The sequence below is a fragment of the Acinetobacter sp. UBA2063 genome, assembly GCF_002333245.1.
Lineage (GTDB): Bacteria > Pseudomonadota > Gammaproteobacteria > Pseudomonadales > Moraxellaceae > Acinetobacter > Acinetobacter parvus.
This window is the reverse complement of the sequence record NZ_DDAH01000202.1, coordinates 1-7142: the sequence shown is the minus strand read 5'-3', so window position 1 is coordinate 7142 and position 7142 is coordinate 1. Positions and strand designations below refer to the sequence as shown.

Annotated in this window: 8 protein-coding genes; all 8 read right to left on the bottom strand. The window is 45.6% G+C overall.

The window, feature by feature from the left end:
• Positions 1-860: quinolinate synthase NadA (nadA, locus tag B4H32_RS09835; RefSeq protein ID WP_286802682.1), on the bottom strand; the 860-nt coding region annotated here is incomplete at its 3' end.
• 143 nt (positions 861-1003) lie between these two features.
• Positions 1004-2236 (bottom strand): bifunctional glutamate N-acetyltransferase/amino-acid acetyltransferase ArgJ, encoded by a 1233-nt coding sequence (argJ, locus tag B4H32_RS09830; RefSeq protein ID WP_004682971.1) that lies wholly within the window; start codon positions 2234-2236, stop codon positions 1004-1006.
• An 81-nt stretch (positions 2237-2317) separates the two neighbouring features.
• On the bottom strand, positions 2318-2806 hold the full coding sequence (locus B4H32_RS09825) for a methylated-DNA--[protein]-cysteine S-methyltransferase (RefSeq protein ID WP_004682972.1): 489 nt from the start codon (positions 2804-2806) through the stop codon (positions 2318-2320).
• 63 nt (positions 2807-2869) lie between these two features.
• A complete protein-coding gene (locus B4H32_RS09820; protein ID WP_004682973.1) occupies positions 2870-3187 on the bottom strand; it encodes a DMT family transporter in 318 nt (105 codons plus the stop codon).
• A 167-nt stretch (positions 3188-3354) separates the two neighbouring features.
• The gene (locus tag B4H32_RS09815) at positions 3355-3900 is read right to left on the bottom strand and encodes a hypothetical protein (protein ID WP_004682975.1); all 546 of its coding nucleotides are present in this window, start codon (positions 3898-3900) and stop codon (positions 3355-3357) included.
• Position 3901: 1 nt separating this feature from the next.
• The gene (locus B4H32_RS09810) at positions 3902-4411 is read right to left on the bottom strand and encodes a hypothetical protein (RefSeq protein ID WP_004682977.1); all 510 of its coding nucleotides are present in this window, start codon (positions 4409-4411) and stop codon (positions 3902-3904) included.
• 82 nt (positions 4412-4493) lie between these two features.
• Complete coding sequence (locus B4H32_RS09805) at positions 4494-5375, bottom strand: copper resistance protein B (RefSeq protein ID WP_004682978.1); 882 nt, start codon at positions 5373-5375, stop codon at positions 4494-4496.
• The gene (locus B4H32_RS09800) at positions 5362-7089 is read right to left on the bottom strand and encodes a copper resistance system multicopper oxidase (RefSeq protein ID WP_141629336.1); all 1728 of its coding nucleotides are present in this window, start codon (positions 7087-7089) and stop codon (positions 5362-5364) included. Before B4H32_RS09800 ends, B4H32_RS09805 begins: the two co-directional genes overlap by 14 nt.
• Positions 7090-7142: the final 53 nt, after the last annotated feature.

The window sequence follows — 7142 nt, the reverse complement described above, 5'->3', positions numbered from 1 at the left end:
TCCTTATCAGGTGCGGCCTGCTGCATCTTATAGAAAATGCCACGGTCAGTTGCCACGATCATTTGTTTATGTGGAAGTGTCTGCGCAGCCTTGATCAATTGCGAGGTACTCCCAACAGCATCGGCAATTTCCACCACCGATTCAGGTGATTCAGGATGAACCAATACCGCTGCATCTGGATAGAGCGCTTTCATTTGCGCAATACCACGGGCACGAAATTCTTCATGCACGATACATGCACCATCCCACAACAACATTTCAGCGCCTGTTTTCTTTTGAATATAGCGACCTAAATGTTGATCAGGTGCCCAAATAATTTTTTCGCCCAAGCTATCTAAATGCTCAATGATCTCAACCGCGCAGCTTGAAGTCACCACCCAATCGGCACGTGCTTTTACAGCCGCCGAGGTATTGGCATACACCACCACGGTATGGTCAGGATGCTGATCACAGAACGCTGAAAACTCATCTACAGGACAACCCAAATCCAGTGAACAAGTTGCTTCCAAAGTTGGCATCAACACTGTTTTTTCTGGTGATAAAATTTTAGAGGTTTCGCCCATAAACTTTACGCCTGCCACCACAAGGGTTGTTGCAGGATGATCACGACCAAAGCGCGCCATTTCTAATGAGTCAGAAACACAGCCACCTGTCAGTTCGGCAAGCTCCTGCACATCAGGATCACAGTAATAGTGGGCCACAAGCACTGCATTGCGTTTTTTCAACTCAGCTGCGATTTGAGCAAACTTTTCTCGTTTCACTTCTGGGCTTAGGCTATTGTCTTTTGGCTCACCCAAACGATCTAAATGCGCCTGCACAATATTTTTGGCTTCGTTCGCAATTAAATTCGCATCATTCATAAAACGTCTTCTCTATCCTGCGCGCCTGCATTACTGCAAACTTATAACGTGGGCATCTTGGCGATGATGTGGAGTAAATCACACTATCCACATACCAGCTTATAAAAAAAGCCTCACTGTGGAGGCTTTATTATACCGCATATTTACGAGCGATAATCGGCATTAATTTTCACATAGTCGTAAGAAAAATCACAGGTATACACGGTGTCTTTGGCTGTACCACGACCAAGGTCGATACGGATGGTAATTTCTTTCTCAGCCATTACCGCTGCGCCTGCCGCTTCGGTATAGTCAGGATTTGCACCACCATCTAAGCAGATTTGTACGTCACCCAACCAAACTTGCACCTTGCTGCTGTCCAGATTCGGTACACCTGCCTTACCAATCGCCATCACAATACGGCCCCAGTTTGGATCGGAGGCAAATAATGCGGTTTTGATCAATGGTGACTCAGCCACACTATAGGCAACATCACAACATTCCTGAGTATTTGCCCCACCCTCAACCTGAACGGTAATGAACTTGGTCGCACCCTCACCATCACGCACAATCAACTGCGCCAGACGATTCATAATACGGGCAAGCACATCCAGCACCTGTTGGTAACGTGGATCATCCTGAGCGGCAATTTCCGCGCCGCCTGCTAATCCAGTTGCGACAAAAATACAGGAGTCATTGGTGGAGGTATCACCATCAATGGTAATGCGGTTGAATGAATGCTCAACTGTGGTTTGAAGTAGGCTTTGCACCAATTCACGGCTAATCGGCGCATCCGTTGCCACAAAACTCAACATGGTCGCCATGTTCGGGCGAATCATGCCTGCACCTTTACTAATCCCTGTCATGGTATAGCTCACACCATCCAGCTCAAACTGTTCAGATGCACCTTTTGGTGTGGTGTCTGTGGTCATAATGCCTGATGCGGCATCAGCCCAGCGATCCGCATTTAAGTCATTCAATGCAGGCTGAATGCCTTGCAGCAAACGTTCGATTGGAAGTTGCTCACCAATTACACCTGTTGAAAATGGCAGGATTTGACTAGTTTGCACACCTGTCAGTTCAGCCAGTTGGGCACAGGTTGCCTCCGCATTTTTATAACCGATTTTACCTGTGGCGGCATTGGCATTGCCTGTATTAATAATCAGATAGCGTGGCTGCTGTTGTGAAGTACTTTCAGCGAGATGCTTTTTACTAATCAGAACAGGCGCAGCGGCAAATGCGCTTTGGGTGAACACACCCGCAACATTTGAACCCTCGGCAAATTCAAAAATGACCAGATCGCGTCGGTTTGGATAACGTACATACGCCTCAGTTGAGCCAATTTTCACACCCTGCACCACATGCATTAGCGGCATCGTTACGTCACCAACAGCCATTTTTAAATACCCATTCAACTTGTTATGAAAGACTTAAGCTTATTCCAAAAGGCAATTAAAATCGAGTGTTAGCCATATAGATTATTGAATTTGACCCTGTTCCAAACTCAATAAAATCTGCTTCTTATCCAGACCACCTGCAAAACCCACCAAAGCCCCACCAGAACCAATCACGCGATGGCATGGTGCAATAATTGAAATTGGATTTCTACCATTGGCGGCACCGACCGCACGCACTGCCTTTTCATTGCCAATCTGGAGCGCAATATCTTTATAACTGCGTGTTTCTCCATAAGGAATGGTCAATAAAGCTCGCCATACCTGTTGCTGAAAATCCGTACCCTGAAAATCCAGTGGCAGATTAAACTGCTGGCGTTGTCCTGCAAAGTATTGTTCTAGTTGTTGTTTCACTTTTAGCAGCAGCGGATGCTGGATATTCTCAATCAGTTCCGCCAAGCGTACCCGTTTATGGTCTTCATTGTCCCACATCACGGCGACCAAAGCCTGATCATGAGCAACCAGTTTTAATGCGCCTACAGGAGATTCCATATACATATAAACCAGTTGCATCAAAAATCTCCTTTACGCTACTTCAATCGTAGCCCCCTCTTTGATAAAGAGGGGGAATTTTTCTTAATTCGATGAAAGCTTCATCAACACCAAACCCGACACAATCAAGACGGCTGCGATCATACGCATTGCGGTCATGGGTTCATTCAGCACCATAATGCCCAAAATAAAGGAACCCATCGCGCCAATGCCTGTCCATACGGTATAGGCTGTTCCCAAAGGAAGTGTACGCATTGATATGCAGAGCAAAACCACACTTAAAATCATAAAAACAATCGTGACCACACTTGGGGTGAGACGGGTGAAGCCCTCAGACATTTTCATTGAGTACGCCCAAATGATTTCAAAAATCCCTGCCAGAATTAAAATTGCCCATGCCATTTTTACATTCATCTTTATTCATGGTTGGGTCGTCCCAACGTGATTCTTTTCTGGGGAGGTCGTCCTCCCAGCTTCAGGAGTTTACTTTAAAATGGGCAGTTATGTGAATTGTTATGTATCTACCCCAATTAAGCCATTGAAAAGCATGAACTGTTATTCTGTGTATTCTATTGCCAAATGATGCTGTCCACACGTATCAATTCACAGGCACCATTACCTGTATCCTCACGGGACAAGGAACTTTTCCAGCGCCATCCATCGGGTGCCTGAATTTCGATTAATGCACCCTTGAGGTAGACCAAATCATCCTTTTTAATTTTCTTCATTTGCGATGCGACATAGGCATCTGCTGGAACCAAATGCATGTTGGCACTGTGTGTTTCAATTTCCCTAAACGAAATCGGTGGTTCATGATCAACACGCCAGTGATACCAACGGTTACTCTGGGAAATGTCAATTTGCTTATACACCTGTGGATTTGCCATTTTCCCCCAGCCTACAGCAATGTCCATAGGGGAAAATTCTGCTTCACGGCCTAGATTGTAGTCTTCCCGTCCCAATACACGAAATGAACCCTCATAGTTTTCCAGTGCCATCACCTGTACACCTTGCTGGGTCGTAATTTGACTCACATTTGGAGCGGGTTTAAGCAGATTGGTCCAGACCAGCCATGCCAAAGCCAGTCCCAGCAAGCCATACATCCATCTTGGCATATTATTGATCCTTTTTACCTTGTAATACCTTGATCCATCGCCTAAGTTTTTCTAAAGCGGCATACAAAAATTGCTGAATAGGATTGAGCTGGTTTTCTGTAAAGGTCTTGTTCTGACTGGATGAATCTGTCTTTTCCTGCTTATTAAATGTACTGATTTCCACAGGCTCATAATGTGACATGGTTTGTTGTAGTTCAGCCCCCAGACTCAGACGTTGCAAGGCGGCAGTAACCTCATCAATCGGTAGATGATGGTAGAGGGTTAAATGACGTGCATCCAGGTCAATACTATGCTCAACCAATAAATCCACAAATGGAACTAATGCCTTGCGTACACGTGTTGCTTCCACAACACTGCTCATATGGGGAATATAGTAAAAACTGACATTCATGCTGCCATTTGCTGCAATAAATCCTGCTTGAGACTGGAAAGAAGCCTGAGACTTTTCGCCTGAATGTGTCCCTTGATTTGCATGTTGTGTTATTTGCTGCTCTTGTTGTTCTAAAGCCATTTATGCACCATGAATGACTCAAAAAAGATACTGCAAGTATAAACCAACAGTATCTCAGCGAAGTGACATTTTAGACAGAGTATCAGAACTTTAACGTAAGCCCCACAGCATATAGCCCGCCTTGCTCATGCCCTGAAGCCATTTGCCATGCAGTTTGCTTTTTACCTTTATGATAGGCATAAGCAAGGTCAATAAATGGCATGACTTTTTTATTGATTTCATAGCGAATCTGCGCGCCTGTTTGCAGTTTGGACACACCTGATTTTTGTGCATATTTTGATTGATCATTTAAAACCAGATCCGCATTGAAATAAGGCTGTGCAATCCATTTCTGGGTAAACAGCACATCACGGCTGGTTTCCAGACTGAACTGCCAGCGTTGATCGTGTCCTGCATAGAGATAGGCTTCGGTTTCAAAGAAATAGGGAGCCAAACCATGTACGCCGACTACGGCGCTCCACTGGCTTTTATCCTGTTGCTGTTCAGGTTGATATTGATGGCGAGCACCCACCTGTACATCCCAAAAGTCAGCAATACTACGGCTATATAAAGCCATTGCATCGGTTTTTGTCTGCTGGGATTCTGCCTTTTCCACATGCGCCTTGATGAAAATCTTGTTTTCATCTGTGCCTATCCAAGTTTTCAGTTTACTGCTAGCACTGCCCCGACCATGATCATCCACTGTCCATGCGTTTTCCAGAGTGGTGGCCTGATACATCTGCCCACCATGTTCACGGTGATGATTATGCGGTGTATGGTCAAGCTCTGCCCTTACAGGAACACTTTGATGTTGCTGATGCTGCATCGCTGATGATGCATCCATTTGCATAACGGGCTGTTCATCTGTCATGTGATTATGTTCTTCATGTGCATAAGTCACGGCGCTCAGGCAGCACATCATTCCACCCATCAACAATAAGGGTACATGGCGTTTCATTTCAGGAGTTAGCTTAATGATGTACATGGCTTTCTCCTTGAGAAGACTGAACAGGCGTTTGCATCGGCGTTTTTGTGTCATCAACATTTGCTACGATCAGCTTGCTCATCATACCTGCACTCATATGGTATAGCAGGTGGCAATGAATTGCCCATTCGCCCAACTCATCCGCAGTCAGCATGGCGGTCACTGTCTTGCCTGGCGGTACGATTATTGTGTGCTTGTTTGGCATGTCCTGTGCAGACTGGCCATTTTCCAGTTGCATAAACATGCCATGCAGATGCATCGGATGCGCCATCATGCTGTCATTGATAAATTTTAGGCGGATACGTTCACCAAAGCGCACCTTTAAGGGTTCAAAGTCCTTGTCACTGAACTTCTTGCCATCAATCGTCCAGATATAACGCTCCATCGTACCGCCAAGACGGATCAGCAACTCTCTTTCAGCAGGACGGGTATCAGCTTGGGGGGTTAATGATTTTAGGTCAGCATACTGCAACGCCTTATGCCCTGCTGGTGTGGAGGCATTGGCCCAACCCTGTACGGTATCAGGCTGATCTTTTTCAGAAGATGCCATAGATTGGTGCTGGCTATGCTCAGACATTGCTGATGCTGACATCTGCATCTGGTCATGTGAATGATGTTCCATGTTCATTTGCTGATGCGAGCCATGATCCATTTTGCCCATATCCATTTGCCCATGTCCCATATCATCCATGGTCAATAGTGCACGCGGACGGGCTTTCGGCATTTCAAGCTTTTGCTGTTTTGGAAACATTTCGTTTTGCAGGGATGCAATCGCAAAACCAGCGCGGTCAATCGACTCTGCCTGAACTTGATAATATGCCTGCATTGGCTCCACTATCACATCATAGGTTTCTGCCGCACCAATCCGAAATTCATCCACTGGTACAGGTTGCACAGGCTGACCATCGGCACTCAGCACCGTCATTTTTAAATCTGGAATACGTACATCAAAAAAAGACATGGCTGAAGCATTGATAAAACGCAGGCGGACTTTCTCACCCGTTTTAAATTTACCTGTCCAGTTTTGTTGTGGCGTTTGACCATTGACTAAAAAGGTATAACCCGTAACATCAGACAAATCGGTTTTAAGCATCCGCATCTGGTTCCACATTGCACGGTCTTGCCAGCTTGCCTTTAAACCTTGCTGTTTGACCTGTTTCCAAACATCGCGCACTGTTTCACGCTGATTTTGATAATACTCGGCGGACTTTTTCAGGTTTGCCATGATCTGGGCACTATCGGATTCATGGAAATCCGACAGCATCACCACATAGTCACGTTGTGCTTTTTCATGTGTGGCAACAGGCTGTTTTCCTTTTGGATAAATCACCAGCGGACCATATAAACCGTCCTGTTCCTGCCCTTTACTATGGGCGTGATACCAGTAAGTTCCGTTTTGGCGCACCTTGAAACGATAGGTAAAATCACCCTTTGGCTGAATACCCTGAAAGCCATTAAAACCAGGTACACCATCCATCAATCCAGGTAACAACAGCCCATGCCAATGCAGGGAGGTGTCCTGATCCTTGAGTTGGTTATGCACATGGATGACCGCCTCGTCACCCTCTTCAAACTCCAGAAGCGGAGCAATAAACTTGCCATTAACTGTCATTCGTTTAACAGGTTTCCCTGTTAAGTTGACCATGCCCTGACTGATATTCAGGTGATATTCCTTGATTGCAGCCCAACTATCAGGGGCAAGCAATAGGCTCAAACTGGCAACAACGCCAGCATATAATTTTGAAGACTTGACATCCTCCCCGACCT

What these genes read in the sequence shown, in the direction of transcription:
- argJ (WP_004682971.1), bottom strand. Translation starts at nt 2,236, where the DNA reads ATGGCTGTTGGTGACGTAACGATGCCGCTAATGCATGTGGTGCAGGGT.
- B4H32_RS09825 (WP_004682972.1), bottom strand. Translation starts at nt 2,806, where the DNA reads ATGCAACTGGTTTATATGTATATGGAATCTCCTGTAGGCGCATTAAAA.
- B4H32_RS09820 (WP_004682973.1), bottom strand. Translation starts at nt 3,187, where the DNA reads ATGGCATGGGCAATTTTAATTCTGGCAGGGATTTTTGAAATCATTTGG.
- B4H32_RS09815 (WP_004682975.1), bottom strand. Translation starts at nt 3,900, where the DNA reads ATGCCAAGATGGATGTATGGCTTGCTGGGACTGGCTTTGGCATGGCTG.
- B4H32_RS09810 (WP_004682977.1), bottom strand. Translation starts at nt 4,411, where the DNA reads ATGGCTTTAGAACAACAAGAGCAGCAAATAACACAACATGCAAATCAA.
- B4H32_RS09805 (WP_004682978.1), bottom strand. Translation starts at nt 5,375, where the DNA reads ATGTACATCATTAAGCTAACTCCTGAAATGAAACGCCATGTACCCTTA.